General features: G+C 39.8%; 15 protein-coding genes. 2 read left to right on the forward strand and 13 right to left on the reverse strand.

Going from position 1 to position 15,336, the window contains the following annotated elements:
* Nucleotides 1-61: 61 nt before the first annotated feature.
* Genes rlpA through rsfS form a run of 5 tightly spaced genes read right to left on the reverse strand, consistent with a single transcriptional unit; the run spans nt 62 to nt 4,919 of the window.
* Nucleotides 62-1,057 (reverse strand): endolytic peptidoglycan transglycosylase RlpA, encoded by a 996-nt coding sequence (gene rlpA / locus GWI59_RS10230; RefSeq protein WP_161671352.1) that lies wholly within the window; start codon nt 1,055-1,057, stop codon nt 62-64.
* 10 nt (nt 1,058-1,067) lie between these two features.
* Nucleotides 1,068-2,180, reverse strand: a complete 1,113-nt coding sequence (gene mrdB / locus GWI59_RS10235) for a peptidoglycan glycosyltransferase MrdB (protein WP_006537734.1) — start codon at nt 2,178-2,180, stop codon at nt 1,068-1,070.
* 5 nt (nt 2,181-2,185) lie between these two features.
* Nucleotides 2,186-4,081 (reverse strand): peptidoglycan DD-transpeptidase MrdA, encoded by a 1,896-nt coding sequence (gene mrdA / locus GWI59_RS10240; protein WP_006537733.1) that lies wholly within the window; start codon nt 4,079-4,081, stop codon nt 2,186-2,188.
* Between the two features lie 38 nt (nt 4,082-4,119).
* Nucleotides 4,120-4,590 (reverse strand): 23S rRNA (pseudouridine(1915)-N(3))-methyltransferase RlmH, encoded by a 471-nt coding sequence (gene rlmH, locus GWI59_RS10245; protein ID WP_109847442.1) that lies wholly within the window; start codon nt 4,588-4,590, stop codon nt 4,120-4,122.
* Between the two features lie 2 nt (nt 4,591-4,592).
* Nucleotides 4,593-4,919: a ribosome silencing factor gene (gene rsfS, locus GWI59_RS10250; protein ID WP_006537732.1), complete on the reverse strand. Its 327-nt coding sequence runs from the start codon at nt 4,917-4,919 to the stop codon at nt 4,593-4,595.
* 515 nt (nt 4,920-5,434) lie between these two features.
* Here rsfS and GWI59_RS10255 point away from each other — a divergent pair.
* Entirely contained in the window at nt 5,435-6,181 is a 747-nt protein-coding gene (locus GWI59_RS10255) for a YbgA family protein (RefSeq protein WP_161671353.1), read from the forward strand.
* Nucleotides 6,182-6,191: 10 nt separating this feature from the next.
* On the opposite strand, the gene nadD is transcribed toward GWI59_RS10255, so the two are convergent.
* From nadD to GWI59_RS10295, 8 genes are all read right to left on the reverse strand, one after another.
* Nucleotides 6,192-6,863 carry a nicotinate-nucleotide adenylyltransferase gene (gene nadD, locus GWI59_RS10260; protein ID WP_161671354.1) on the reverse strand — a complete coding sequence of 224 codons (672 nt, stop codon included), beginning with the start codon at nt 6,861-6,863 and terminating at the stop codon, nt 6,192-6,194.
* A complete protein-coding gene (holA, locus tag GWI59_RS10265; RefSeq protein WP_161669907.1) occupies nt 6,856-7,890 on the reverse strand; it encodes a DNA polymerase III subunit delta in 1,035 nt (344 codons plus the stop codon). The genes nadD and holA overlap by 8 nt, the downstream gene beginning before the upstream one ends.
* Nucleotides 7,887-8,435 (reverse strand): LPS assembly lipoprotein LptE, encoded by a 549-nt coding sequence (lptE, locus tag GWI59_RS10270; RefSeq protein WP_072062948.1) that lies wholly within the window; start codon nt 8,433-8,435, stop codon nt 7,887-7,889. Before lptE ends, holA begins: the two co-directional genes overlap by 4 nt.
* A 12-nt stretch (nt 8,436-8,447) precedes the next feature.
* A complete protein-coding gene (gene leuS / locus GWI59_RS10275; RefSeq protein WP_072062947.1) occupies nt 8,448-11,030 on the reverse strand; it encodes a leucine--tRNA ligase in 2,583 nt (860 codons plus the stop codon).
* Between the two features lie 326 nt (nt 11,031-11,356).
* On the reverse strand, nt 11,357-12,082 hold the full coding sequence (locus tag GWI59_RS10280) for an amino acid ABC transporter ATP-binding protein (RefSeq protein ID WP_006537725.1): 726 nt from the start codon (nt 12,080-12,082) through the stop codon (nt 11,357-11,359).
* Nucleotides 12,083-12,757, reverse strand: coding sequence for a glutamate/aspartate ABC transporter permease GltK (gene gltK / locus GWI59_RS10285; protein WP_006537724.1), 675 nt, complete (start codon nt 12,755-12,757; stop codon nt 12,083-12,085).
* The gene (locus tag GWI59_RS10290; RefSeq protein WP_072062945.1) at nt 12,757-13,497 is read right to left on the reverse strand and encodes an amino acid ABC transporter permease; all 741 of its coding nucleotides are present in this window, start codon (nt 13,495-13,497) and stop codon (nt 12,757-12,759) included. The genes gltK and GWI59_RS10290 overlap by 1 nt, the downstream gene beginning before the upstream one ends.
* A 115-nt stretch (nt 13,498-13,612) precedes the next feature.
* Nucleotides 13,613-14,506, reverse strand: a complete 894-nt coding sequence (locus tag GWI59_RS10295; RefSeq protein ID WP_109847446.1) for an amino acid ABC transporter substrate-binding protein — start codon at nt 14,504-14,506, stop codon at nt 13,613-13,615.
* 365 nt (nt 14,507-14,871) lie between these two features.
* Between GWI59_RS10295 and GWI59_RS10300 the strand changes: the two genes are divergently transcribed.
* Nucleotides 14,872-15,261: a hypothetical protein gene (locus GWI59_RS10300; protein ID WP_006537720.1), complete on the forward strand. Its 390-nt coding sequence runs from the start codon at nt 14,872-14,874 to the stop codon at nt 15,259-15,261.
* The last annotated feature ends 75 nt before the right edge of the window (nt 15,262-15,336 follow it).

Genomic DNA, 15,336 nt, shown 5'->3' on the forward strand with positions numbered 1-15,336 from the left:
ATCTGGATGATTCTACGCTTGAATTTGCTGATATAAAAAGAATTTTACGTAACATTATCTTTTATTGGGTAATAATAAACCCAGTGATATTTTTAACTTGTTTTAGCTTGTTTTTTATCGTTTCGGCTTGCTCTTTAGATGAATAAGGGCCGAGTTGCACTTTATATAATCCATCTGTTTTATTTATCACACCTTGTGTGTTAAATAATGACGATAAATCATTGAGCCAAAACTGTGCATTATTTTCGTTACTTAGAGCACTGACTTGGACATAAAAACCTTGTGCTATGGAGTTTGCCGATAATCCTGGTTTTGACGCTTTTGTTTCCGTCTCTGCTGGCGTTGGAACTAGCACTGGAGTTGGTGTTTTTGCTGGAACTGGAGTTGGCGCAGGTGACTCAACTGGCATATTGTTGTTGGTAGGCGTTGATGTTGTTAATGGCGCAGGCGCAGCTGGTTGAGCATTAAAATTAGGGCGCTCAGGTAATGCCGTTGTTTTCTTTTCTATTTGCGCACCATGCGTACCAATACCACTCATATGGCCAGTTTGATCAACAACAATCCCTTCAATAAGTAATGGGGTTGTCGGCATTAAACGTAAGCTATCAGAAACCGCTGGAGTGACTTGAATTTGTTTTCCATTAACGTAAGGGCCACGGTCGTTAATACGTACAACCATTGTGCGCCCATTGAGTAAGTTTGTAATTTTTACATAACTTGGAATGGGTAATGTAGGATGTGCAGCCGCAAATTCATAGGGATTGACACGTTCACCAATAGTCGTTAAACGACTCATCGCTAAGCTATCATAAACAATAGCCTCTCCTCGCTCACTAAAGTTTGCAGGATCAGTCACAATACGATAGATCACACCATTTTTTCGGTAATCTTGATTTGCTGTTGGGTGATAAGGCTCGTAACGAGGTTCAGCACCAAGAACACGTTGAGCTGGCACATTGGGTAATGGTGCAGGCTGTTTATTCGTGTTCGGCTTATCAACAACACATCCTGAAAGTAGCAATGCACTGATACCTACCAAAACCCATTGCAGACGCATAGAAACCTCATTATAAACTTTTCGATAATAGTTTTCGGTGTGTATGAATAGACATAACAATGCCAAATCCTGCCATTAAGACAATTAGGGCCGAGCCTCCATAACTCATTAGCGGTAACGGAACACCGACAACAGGAAGAATACCACTCACCATTCCTATGTTGACAAAGACATAGACAAAGAAGATTAGCATTAATCCGCCAATCATTACTCTGCCAAATGTATTTTGTGCTTTCGTTGCAAGGTAAAGGCCTCGCGCAATTAAGAGTATATAAAGAGCTAGCAGTATCAAAACACCAATTAATCCGAGTTCTTCAGCCAATACAGCAAAAATAAAGTCTGTATGGCGCTCAGGTAAGAATTCTAATTGAGATTGCGTGCCTTGTAACCATCCTTTTCCATGTAATCCGCCAGAACCAATGGCAATTTTAGATTGGATAATATGATATCCGGCACCGAGTGGATCAGATTCAGGGTCAAGTAGCATCATTACCCTAGCTTGTTGGTAATCATGCATAAGGAAAAACCAGAGTATGGGGATAAAAGCAGCAACAAGAACTATGGCTACAGTGATAAGGCGCCAACTCATTCCTGCAAGAAAAAGAACAAATAAACCCGATGCGGCAACAAGAATAGAGGTTCCTAAGTCAGGCTGTGCTGCGACTAATAAAGTTGGCACAAAAATAATGACTAAAGCAATAGCAGTATTACGCAATGTCGGAGGGCACACATCGCGATTCATAAATCGAGCGACCATTAAAGGCACGGCTATTTTAGCGATTTCTGAAGGCTGAAAACGCACAATGCCTAAATCTAGCCAACGTTGAGCCCCTTTACTGATTTGACCAAAGACATCAACAAGAATAAGTAAAATAACACAGAAGAAATAGAGATGAGGAGCCCAGCTTTCATAGACTCGTGGTGGGATTTGAGCCATGACTATCATGATCATAAAACCCATTGCAATCTGCCCTAACTTACGTTGCATCATTTCTGGATCTTGTCCACTGGCACTCCACATAATAAATGCGCTGTATCCTAATAAAGCAATAATACAGAGCAAGAATAAAGGGTCGATATGGATCCGTGTCCAGAAGGATTTTTTCTTGTTATTTTCAGTCATAAGTATTATTCCTCTGAACCACGCGGTGCGGGTGGAGAAGCTGGCAATACTGTGTTGTTATCACCAAGGAGAATGTGGTCAAGAATTTGTCTTGTAATATCACCAACAGAAGGGCCAGCACCACCATTTTCTAGGATAATAGAGATGGCTATGGTTGGGTTATCGTAAGGCGCAAAGGCAATCATCAATTTGTGGTCACGAAGATGTTCAGCCAATTGGCTTGCATTGTAGGTTTCGTAACTAAACACCTGTGCTGTTCCTGATTTTGCAGCTACTTTATAAGGTGCATCAGCAAAACTTCGGCGGCCTGTACCATTTGGGAAGTTAGCCACACCATACATACCGTGTTTTGCTAATTCCCAATAACCTGAGTTGATATCACCAATTTGGCGTGTTTCCTTATCAACATAAGGCAACATTTCATTGCCAAGTTTTGTACCATAAAGCAGGTGAGGAGTTTTAACTTGGCCGTCATTAATTAATGTCATTAAAGCTTTCGCCATTTGAATGGGCGTTGCTGTCCAATAGCCTTGTCCAATTCCTACAGGGATCGTGTCACCTTGATACCAAGGTTTTTTATAACGTTGCTGTTTCCATTCACGTGTTGGCATGATCCCATTACGCTCTTCAGATAAATCAATACCTGTATATTCACCATAACCAAAGCGACTCATCCAAGTTGATATGCGATCAATCCCCATATCATAAGCAACTTGGTAGAAGAAGGTATCCGCAGATTCTACGATAGATTTTGTCACATTAAGTTTTCCATGTCCCCAACGTTTCCAATCTCGATAACGTTTTTCAGAACCAGGAAGTTGCCACCAACCGGGATCATGAATTGTTGTATTGGCTGTGATTACACCTTCGCTTAATGCCGCAACAGACATAAATGGTTTCACGGTTGATGCTGGCGGATAAAGACCTTGGGTTGTACGGTTGATCAGTGGCCTATCTGGGTTATTTAGTAACCCTTGATAATCGGTATTCGAAATTCCACCGACAAATAAGTTAGGATCATAACTAGGGTTTGATACAAGCGCTAAAATTTCACCATTGCGAGGGTCGGTTACTACAACCGCGGCTCGGCTTGTGGTGAGTAATTCTTCAATATAGGTTTGCAGTTCAAGGTCGATGGTAAGATAGATATCTTTACCGGCTTGTGGAGGCTGCTCGTGTAATTGGCGAATAACTCGACCACGGCTATTAACTTCAACTTCCTCATAGCCCGTTGTGCCATGTAAAACAGACTCATAATAACGTTCGATGCCTAACTTGCCGATATCGTGAGTCGCTGCATAGTTAGGTGATAAACCTTCTTTATCAAGGCGTTCAACATCTTTATCGTTAATTTTCGCAACATAACCAATCACATGCGTTAATGCTGAGCCATAAGGATAATAACGACGCTGATAACCTTTAATTTCTAAACCAGGATAGCGGTATTGGTTGATTGCGAAACGGGCGACTTGTACTTGGCTTAATGTTGTTTTTAAGGCAATAGAGCTAAATCGGCGTGAGCGTTTGCGCTCTTTTTCGAATGCAGCAATATCTTCATCAGTTAAGTCAACAATATCTCTTAAACTTTCAAGTGTTTCTTGTAAGTTTGCTACCTTTTCAGGCACAACTTCTAATTGATAGATAGTACGATTGAGCGCAAGAGGGATACCATTGCGGTCGTAAATAATGCCTCTGCTGGGCGCAATCGGTACTAATTTAATTCGGTTATCATTTGAACGTGTTTGATAATCGTCATGGCGAGTGATTTGTAAGTGATTGAGGTTAAAAACCAAAACACCACTCAATATAATAATTACTGAAAATGCGACAATCACACGACGGATAAATAGCTTTGATTCCGCAGTATAATCTCGAAACGGGGTACGTTTTTTTCTTTTCATCCCATTTGACTTCACTTACTGACCCGCCAATTTATTGATTATTCACGATGATAAGGATGGTTTGTGGTAATGCTCCATGCTCGATAAAGGCTTTCTGCAACCACGACACGAACAAGGGGATGTGGCATGGTTAAAGGAGATAAAGACCAGCTTTGTTCAGCCGCAGTTTTACAAGCAGGTGCTAATCCTTCAGGGCCGCCAATGAGTAAGCTGACATTTCTACCATCAAGCTTCCATCGATCAAGTTGTTCTGCAAGTTTTGGCGTATCCCAGCGAGCGCCAGGAATATCGAGAGTGACGATACGATTCCCTTTACCTACTGCAGCTAACATTTGTTCACCTTCTTTTTCGAGAATACGTTTGATATCTGCATTCTTTCCACGCTTGCCTGCGGGGATCTCGATAAGTTCTAAAGGCATATCTTTGGGGAATCGATTAAGATAATCCATAAAGCCGGTCTGTATCCAGTCCGGCATTTTTGTACCAACGGCAATGAGCTGTAATTTCAAACTCAGCTCCAGAGTTTTTCAAGTTCATACATACGGCGACTATCTTCTTGCATGACGTGTACCATGGCTTCACCAAGATCAACGACAATCCAGTCAGAAACGCCTTGTCCTTCAACACCTAACGGTTGTAATCCCGCTTCGCGGCAATCATCAACGAGGTTATCTGCAACAGACATCAGGTGTCTGCTTGATGTACCCGTACAAATAATCATGTAATCAGTTACACTTGATTTTCCGCGGACATCTAATGCAATAATGTCTTGAGCTTTAGAATCTTCAAGTTTATCAATAATAAATTGCTGTAATTCAGAACCTTGCAAAAGGATCACCTTTAATCTAATGAGTTAATTCAACCGAAAAATAACATACTCGTGATACTTTAAGTTGCAGCGTTGTTGACTACATTTATTCGCACTAGTTATATACTTGGGTATATTCCTAGCGACTTACTTCAATTGTTGTCTAACTGCGCCTCAAATTATTTAGAATATGAATGCTATTTTAAAGGAATTTATACCAATAAATCTATTTTACTGGATGATTAATTCCAGTTAGCAATAACAAGAACATAAATCTCATTTTCTTGTTTTTCGACGTTTGATTTAGAAAAATTCATATATGTCCATTAACTGCGTCATAATAAATAACAAAAAGAAGGCAGATAAGAACTTTTCCATTTAGACGACAGTTTTACCTTACAGTTCCCTTAAGGGAACAGAGGGTGAGAATAACAGCTAAACCTCGTCTGTCAATGCTCATCAAACACCTAATTAGGTGTGTTTTACTTTGTTGTGTTCAGATTATACGGTGTAATGCTCAGACTTTTTAATTGGAGAGAAAAAGAATGGAAAGAAAAGTGAATTATCTCGGGATATCTTCAGAAATTATGAGTAACACCAATCACCAATTGCAAGAAAAGTTAGCTTTGCTTTGCGATACTGTTCAGGCGGAAAAGATAGGCATTATGCAGATAGAGGCTCAAAATAGAGATAACCTGTTGCCACTTTATGGTTATATTGGAAAAAAAGGAGACAGCCTTATCTCACCCGTGAATTTTACTTTACCTCAATTAAATATTGACCAACTTTTACAGCCTATTGTTTTTGATCATTTTCTTACCCAATTTTTCACACTGTTTGATTACCAACAACAGGTTAATCAATCATTAACTAAAGGGGCTTTAGTTAAATTTCATAGCCGATACAAATATTTAATTATGGCTTATTCACTAGCAGCTTATCGAGAATTGGGGCATGATATTGCTAATTTTTCTGATGCCATTCCCCTTGAAGAAGTTGCATCGAAATATCTGGAAAAGCTAATGAAGGCATTCAGTGTTGCAGCGAATAGAGAAGGGCAAACTAATGCGTTAATGCATATGGCAGGGTATTTTAAGCGAAATCTAAACTCACAACAAAAACAAGAACTGGCACAGACAATTTTGCTATATCGTCAAGGTGTTGTGCCTTTTTCCAAGCCTTATAATTTACTTCAATATTGGCTAAGTGTTTATCCTGATGATTATTTGATTCATCAACGCTACTTCTCACCTTATCCGCAAGCTTTTGATTATCTCAGAGAACAACTTTAGAAATAATAAATTATTTATAGAGTTGGTATTGGCGGATATAGTTTTCAACTGCATTTGGTAGTAAATCGTGGCAGTCTAATCCCGCTTTATGACGAGCCCGAATATCTGTTGCTGAAATATTATAAAGAGGTGTATCGGCCAGAAAAATTTTGCCAGAAGGTAAGCAATGAATATCTTCTTGCTGTTTTGTCTGATGCTGAGTTAGCCAAGTTTGCATTTGGGCTGACTCGAAATGAGTTTGATAACCAGGGCGAGCACAAACTAACAAATGGCATACATCTAATAGTTCATCCCACTGATGCCATGTATTAATTGAAAGTAATGAATCTTGGCCAATAATAAATGCTAAAGGTTGTTTATTACCAATTTCTTGTCTGAAGTCTCTTAATGTCTCAATAGTATAAGAAGGTGTTGGCTTCTCAAGTTCACGGGTATCCACTTTAAATGAAGAATAGGACTCAAGAGCAAGTCGCACCATCTCAAGTCGTTGTTGAGAAGATGCCTCCGGTTGAGGGCGATGAGGGGGAATATTATTGGGTAGCCATACCACTTCTTTTAAGCCAATTAATCCTGAAAGTGCTTCAACAGGACGTAAATGCCCATAATGAATTGGATCAAATGTGCCACCGTATAAGGCGATAGCTTGATTAATTAAAGGTGTAGGATCATTATTTTTAGGCATGATTTACAAATCCTTCTGGTAATGCTTTCCCACAAAGCAATAAGCCTAACGCGTTAAGAGATGGCCAAACAGTTTGACCATAATCTTGTTTGATGGTCATTTCGATACTGGCTAATAACCGTATTGCCGTTAGCAATTGATGCTCGGATAAACGCTGTAGTGCTGCTGTGAATATTGGGCGCCTGTTTTGCCAAATTCGATGCTTATCAAAAATCGTTTTTAACGAAGCTGTTTTAGATTCACGATGTAGTGTAATCAACTGCATTAACTCACGTTGTAAAGTTCTAAGTAAAATAACAGGTTCAGAATCTTCTCTTTTGAGTTGTTGCAAGATATGCCATGCACGTTGTGTTTTTCCTGTCAGTAATGCATCAACCCAGTGATAAGGGGTAAAATGTGACGCGTCATTAACGGCCGCTTCTACTCTAGGTAATGTCAATTTACCGTCAGGGTAAAGTAGGGAAAGACGCTCTATCGCTTGTGCTAATGCGAGCAAATTACCTTCATAGCAGTAGCAAAGTAGTTGGTTACCTTGTTCATCCAGCGCTAATCCTTTTTGTTTTGCTCGACGAGCAACCCAATTAGGTAATTTATCAAGTTCAGGCGTCAGACAAGAAATATACGTTCCATTCTGGCTTAATGTTTTAAACCATTCACTGTTTTCTTGAGCCTTAGTGAGTTTATTGCCACGTAAAATCAACAATAAATCTTGATGTAACTCTTGAGATAACCTTGTGAGTTTCTCTGACATGGCTGCATTGGGGCCATTTTCAGGCAAATGCAGCAAAAGAGATTGCCTTTGAGAAAAAAGGCTTAGCGATTGACAAAGTGAGTAAATTTCATTCCAGTCCGTATTATTATCAAGAGTAAATTGATAGTGTTCAATAAATCCTTGGGCTTTAGCAACAGATTGGATGGCATCTTGAGACTCTTGGAGTAACAGAGGTTCATTACCCCAGAGTAGATAACTTTGGCGCAGCCCCTCTTGGAGCTGCGCATTCAGTTGTTCTGGATATAAGCGGATCATTTGGCCGGAGAGATTATCTGTTTTGCTTGCTCAGCTTGTGCAGCTTTTTGGCGTTCAGCATTGTGAACAACCAATAATTTACGCACTAATATTGCTGTCGCTTGTTCACGCATCTCTTGCTTGATAATGTCATTTTCAGCATCTTTTGCGAGTGCTTCTAATGGGTTATCGAAGAATGGGCGTGAAACCTGTGATGAAATTGGGTAAATCGTTCCATCAGGCATAATCACTTGCGCATCTAGCACAAATGTTAGCTGACGTTCTGCTGATTTACCGTCTTGATACACAGAAACGGTCTCTGTACTCTCTGACGAACCGACAATTTTGAGAATAGGGATATCTGCTGTTGGATTTTCAACAAGCTGAACATCACTAAGTCTGAGTTGTTGACGCATTACACGAGATAATGGGCCATAAGGGTCACCAGAGCTAAGATAAAGCGTTTTTAATTCTGCTGGAACCTGAGTTTTCCCTTGTAAGTGAAAACCGCAGCCAGCGGTGATTAACACCGCTAAACCGAAAAATAGCGAAAATAGATATCGCACTAGGCCTCCTTATCAGCCAACAACGATGTTCAGTAATTTTCCTGGAACATAAATGACTTTACGAATAGTCACATCTTCCAAGTATTTAGCAACACTGTACTCTTTTGTCGCCATTTCCTGAACATATTCTTTTTCTGAATTAGCCGGAACAGTGACTCGACCACGCACTTTACCATTCACTTGAACGATTATTAGCTTGGTGTCATCGATCATTGCTTCTTCATCAGCAACCGGCCATGGTGCAACATCAACGTCCTCTTTTCCACCTAATGCCTGCCACATAACAAAACAAGCGTGAGGAATGATTGGAGAAAGCATACGAACGATGGCTTCTAATGCTTCTTGCATTAATGCACGATCTTGCTCTGTATCTTGACTTGCACGAGTTAATTTATTCATTAACTCCATGATGGCTGCAATCGCGGTGTTAAAGGCTAAACGACGACCTACGTCATCAGATACTTTTGCAATTGTTTTATGTAAGTCACGACGCAAATCTTTTTGTTCTTCTGTCAGTGCAGAAAGATCAAGTGACTGTGTCGCTCCTTTTTGTGTATGTTCATGAACTAAACGCCATAAACGACGTAAGAAACGATTTGCACCTTCAACACTAGACTCTTGCCATTCAAGTGTTAATTCTGGTGGAGCGGCAAACATCATAAATAAACGGACGGTATCTGCGCCATAACGTTCAACCATCGTTTGTGGGTCAATACCGTTATTTTTAGATTTAGACATTTTGCTCATGCCAGCATAAGTCAGCTCATGTCCTTCACTGTCAGTCGCTTTTATGATGCGGTTTTTCTCATCACGTTCAACGATAGCTTCAGCAGGAGATACCCAATGACGAGCACCATCTTCACCGGTGTAATAGAACGCATCCGCTAATACCATACCTTGACACAGTAAACGTTTTGCTGGTTCATCAGAGTTCACTAAACCGGCATCACGCATCAGTTTATGGAAGAAGCGGAAATACATTAAGTGCATGATGGCGTGTTCAATACCACCAATATACCAGTCAACAGGTAACCAATAGTTAGCTGCTTTTGGATCTAACATGCCTTTATCGTAATCAGGGCAGGTATAACGAGCGTAATACCAAGATGATTCCATAAAGGTGTCAAAAGTATCTGTTTCACGCAGTGCTGGCTGACCATTAATGGTGGTTTTTGCCCACTCAGGATCAGCTTTAATTGGACTGGTTATCCCATCCATTTTTACATCTTCTGGCAGGATAACGGGTAGTTGATCTTCAGGAACAGGAACAACTGTACCGTCTTCTAAGGTAGCCATTGGAATTGGTGCGCCCCAGTAACGTTGACGAGAAACACCCCAGTCACGTAAACGGTAGTTAACTTTACGTTCACCAACACCCATTTGTGCTAGTTTATCTGCAATTGCGTTAAAGCCAGCTTGGTTGTCTAATCCAGAGAATTCACCAGAGTTAATCAGGCTATTTTTCTCGGTTAATGCGCCTTCAGATAAGTCAGGTTGATTACCTTCAGCATCCGCAATAACAGCTTTAATTGGTAAATTGTATTTAGTTGCAAATTCCCAGTCACGTTCATCATGACCTGGAACCGCCATTACAGCACCTGTGCCGTATTCCATTAATACAAAGTTAGCAACCCAAATAGCTACTTTCTCTTTAGTTAATGGATGGATAGCATAAAGACCCGTTGCAATCCCTTTTTTCTCCATTGTTGCCATATCGGCTTCTGCCATTTTCATGTTACGGCATTCATCAATGAAGTGCTGAACTTCAGGGTTATTTTGAGCAGCTTTTTGCGCTAATGGGTGACCTGCTGCAACTGCAACATAAGTGACGCCCATAAATGTATCAGGACGCGTTGTATAAACGGTCATTGTGTCGTCGCTATCGGCCACATCAAATTTAATTTCGACACCTTCTGAACGACCAATCCAGTTACGTTGCATGGTCTTAACTTGTTCTGGCCACTCATCTAACGTATCTAAATCGTTTAACAGTTCTTCTGCGTAATCGGTAATTTTGATAAACCACTGTGGAATTTCTTTACGTTCTACAGGGGTATCACAACGCCAACAACAGCCGTCAATAACTTGTTCGTTAGCTAATACGGTTAAGTCATGTGGGCACCAGTTAACGGCGGAGGTCTTTTTATACACTAAGCCTTTTTCATATAACTTAGTAAAGAACCACTGTTCCCAACGATAATATTCTGGTGTACAAGTAGTGACTTCACGATCCCAATCGTAACCAAAACCCAGTTTTTTTAACTGGTTTTTCATGTAATTGATATTTTCGTAAGTCCACGGCGCTGGCGCGGTATTATTTTTTACAGCGGCACCTTCTGCAGGTAAGCCAAATGCATCCCAACCAATAGGTTGTAAGACGTTTTTACCTTGCATTCGTTGATAACGGGAAATCACGTCACCAATGGTGTAGTTACGGACGTGTCCCATGTGTAGTCGGCCAGAAGGATAAGGTAGCATTGACAGGCAGTAATATTTTTCTTTGTTATTATCTTCTGTCACTTTAAATGTGTTGTTCTTTTCCCAGTGTTCCTGGATAGTTTGCTCTATATCTTCGGGACGATATTGTTCTTGCATGGCACCGATAATCCTATGGTGAATTAATGGCTACCGGAGGGTAACCGCTATTATGAAATTAAGACTTGCATAGCATAGCTGATTTTGTCTAATAGCCACAACTATTGATCTTAATGAAAGCCACTGTTTGCATAACTTTTTCAAGACAATTGCGAGATATCTTGAAAAGAGTTAAACCAAAAAGAGAATAAATGCGTATTTTCTGAAAAAATAATTTTGATATTGCGAGAAAATAAGTTTTTTTGATATTTAGTTGCGAGGTTAATCGAAATTATTATTTTGGGCTGACGTGCTAAAAAAGCACGCCAGCAGAGGAGATGCAGCGATTAATGCAGAATTTTAGCGAGGAAATCTTTGGCTCGTGCTGATTTTGGATTATCAAAAAAGTCATTTTTAGGTCTATCTTCCACTATTCGACCTTCATCCATAAAAATAATACGGTCAGCAACCTTTTTAGCAAAACCCATTTCATGGGTCACTACCATCATCGTCATACCTTCATTTGCAAGCTCTACCATTACATCAAGGACTTCATTAATCATTTCAGGATCAAGTGCGGATGTCGGTTCATCAAATAACATTGCAATAGGATCCATACATAAAGCACGAGCAATGGCGACACGCTGTTGTTGACCGCCAGAAAGTTGAGCTGGGTATTTGTTCGCATGACTGGATAGGCCTACACGTTCTAATAACTTTAAGCCTTTTTCTTTTGCAGCGCCTTTCTCTCTATTAAGCACTTTAACTTGTGCGAGTGTAAGATTTTCAATAATAGAGAGATGGGGAAAGAGTTCAAAATGTTGGAATACCATACCTACTTTTGCTCGTAATTTAGCAAGATCGGTATGCTTGTCATTTACTTTGATTTCATTAACAAGTATCTCACCTTGCTGTATTGGTTCTAGACCATTCACTGTTTTAATCAGTGTTGATTTACCTGAGCCAGAAGGTCCACAGACAACAACAACTTCCCCCTTTTTAACTTCAGTGGAACATTCAGTCAGTACTTGAAACTGACCATACCATTTGGATACATCTTTTAGGGAAATCATCTAGGTAGTCCTTTTTTTAAGAAAGTTCACTAACATTGAAGCAGCGAAGCTAATGACAAAATAAACAAAACCAGCAAAGAGGATCATTTCAACTTGTGTACCATCGCGTTCACCAATATTTGCCGCCGTTCTGAAAAAGTCAGTGAGACTTAATACGTAAACTAAGGACGTATCTTGGAACAAGACAATTCCTTGAGTCAGTAAAAGCGGGATCATGGCTCGAAAGGCTTGAGGTAAGATCACTAAACGCATTGTTTGTGATTTGGTCATACCTAATGCAAGTGAGGCAGAAAATTGTCCTTTACTAACACTTTGAATACCTGCCCTTATAATTTCAGAGTAGTACGCAGCTTCAAATAATGAGAACGCTATCATTGCCGAAATTAAACGGATATCACTTTTTGGTGAAAGTCCTAGAACATTTTGTAATATGTTAGGCACAATTAAATAAAACCACAGTAATACCATGACTAATGGGATTGAACGAAAGGTATTAACGTAAGCGGCCGCAAACCAACTAATAGGTTTAAACGTAGAAAGGCGCATAACAGCAAGCACCGTTCCCCATAAAATACCAACTACTATAGCGGTGATAGTGATTTTTAAAGTGATTGCCATACCATCGACTAGAAATGGTAGGCTTGGAACAACAGAACTCCAGTCAAATTCGTACATTATTGACCTCCTGTTGTGCCAGGTAAACGCACACGTTTTTCAAGCCAACTCATGAGTAACATAATGATGACATTGATAAAAACATAGGCGAGGGTAATTGCTGTGAATGACTCATACGCTTTCGCTGAATAATCGAGGAGTTTATTCGCTTGTGCTGCCATATCAATAAGTCCGATAGTAGAAGCAATCGCTGAGTTTTTCACGAGATTAAGCATTTCGGAGGTCATTGGTGGAATAATGACTCGATATGCATTGGGTAATAAAACATAACGATAAGTTTGAGGTAAGGTTAAGCCCAATGCTAAGCCTGCGGCTTTTTGACCACGGGGCAATGAGTTTATTGCAGCTCTGACTTGTTCACACATACGCGCTGCGGTAAATAAACCTAAGCAGAGTGCTGAAGAGACAAAAAATTGCACATTTGGCGCTAAGTCCATTTTAAACCAGTCGCCAATAGATTGAGGTAATAGTTCAGGAATGACGAGATACCACGTAAAGAATTGAACAATAAGTGGTACGTTACGGAATAATTCAACATAAACAGTACCTAAGCTTGAAAGCCAGCGATTAGGGACAGTGCGTAAAATTCCGAATAAAGAACCAACAAGAAAGGCAATAACCCAAGCGCATAGAGATAAGGCAATAGTGACTTGGAAGCCAGAAATCAGCCATCCTAAGTATGTGGTGTTTCCGAAAGGGGCTTCTTGGAAGAATATCCCCCAATCCCAATCAATCGACATGATTTCACCTCCGGTGAAAAAAGAGGGGCAGGGAACGGCTGCCCCAAACTTCACTGATCTGTCTGTCCAACAGATACTTTATAATTATTTGTTTGCATCAACTGCTTATGTATTTTTAGTTCAGTGCCTTATCATTTGGTGATGCAAATAAGGCTTTCATTTCATCAGAGATAGTGAATTCTAAGTTAAGATTTTTAGGTGGGATCGGTGCATTGAACCAGCGATTGAAGGATTTTTCTGCTTCGCCTGATTTTTGTGCGTTAGCGATAGTTTCATCGATTAATGCTTTGAATTGAGCATCGTCTTTACGCAACATACAACCATAAGCTTCTTCAGATTGTGGGGTTCCTACAATTTCCCACTCACCCGGTTTTTTCGCTTTAGCACGTTCACCAGCTAGTAATGCGTCGTCCATCATAAAGGCAACAGCACGACCTGATTCAAGTGTACGGAACGAGTCTCCATGATCTTTTGCGCTGATAATGCGCATATTCATCTTTTTCTCATCATTTAATTTGTTAAGTAACATTTCAGACGTTGTTCCTGATGTTACGACTACGTTTTTACCTGACAAGTCAGCAAAATCTTTAATTCCACTGTCTTTTTTCGCCAGTAAACGTGTACCTACGATAAAAATAGTATTAGAGAAGCTAGCTTGTTGTTGACGAGCTTCATTGTTGGTTGTTGAGCCACACTCAAAATCAAATGTACCATTTTGTAATAATGGAATGCGATTCTGAGAGGTAATAGGGATCAGGCGAACTTGCAGGTTAGGTTTGCCTATTTTGTCTTTTACTGCTTGTACAATCAGATTGGAATAGTCTTGAGAATAACCAACCACTTTTTGTTGGTTATCATAGTAAGAAAAAGGAACAGAGGATTCCCGATGTCCAACGATAATAATATCGTTGTCGTTGATTTTTTTTAAGGTTCCAGTGAGTTCTTCTGCCTGCACAGCTCCTGCAGCCCCTAAAATCATTAATGATAACGCTAGTTTACGCATGCGCATAATAACTCCTGTCGTGGTAATAAATGATATTTGTGATTTGCCTTGTGTTGCTTTTTTGTTTTAATTTGTTTTGATAATGTTAATAGATAGAACAAATAACATACCGTTGGGAAGTGCAATTTATGAAATACGAGAGGTATCTCTCAATAAAAGAATGAAATCAAATGTGGTTGATTGTTTTTTTGGAAGTTGTTTTCAATATTTAAAATTATTGTAGTAGAAACCTTATAGAAATAAAGGTTAAAGATGAATATTTGAGATAATGCGAAAAATAAAATAAGTATGGATTTGTAAAGTTTGTCTTAAGGAGTTGTTTGTCTGTAGATTACTATTAAGATAGCGTGTCATATTGATGAGGAACATCTATGAGTAATTGGCGGTCAGGTCGCTGGCTAGTGGTGATAACAGTTTTGCTGATCTTGAGTTGCATTGTTCAGCGTTCATTAGGTGCCCACGTCATTAGTGAGCGCTTAGCGATGGCTGTTGCTCAAACACAATACCCACTATCAACACCAATTACTGATGAGAATAGCGCAACAGATCATACTTATTCACTCTCTACCTGTGAATTAAGCGCTAAATCATTAATATCTGTTCCTCCATTAACAATAGAGCCATTTTTCCATTCGTGGGCTGTATTGCTATTGTTAAGTATGGCTGGCATCTATGTATCGCGTCAGCGTAATCAGAAAAAACACCATCATCCACCGCCTCCAATCAGACTTCACCTTCATTATTGTATTCTGAGGGATTAGAAATTTCCTTTTAGCTAAAAAATTGTACGTCTATCTTTGGGCGTAGCTTTGTGTAGCGTTGTAGGAATTTTTAGG

The sequence above is a fragment of the Proteus sp. G2673 genome (assembly GCF_009915125.1).
Lineage (GTDB): Bacteria > Pseudomonadota > Gammaproteobacteria > Enterobacterales > Enterobacteriaceae > Proteus > Proteus penneri.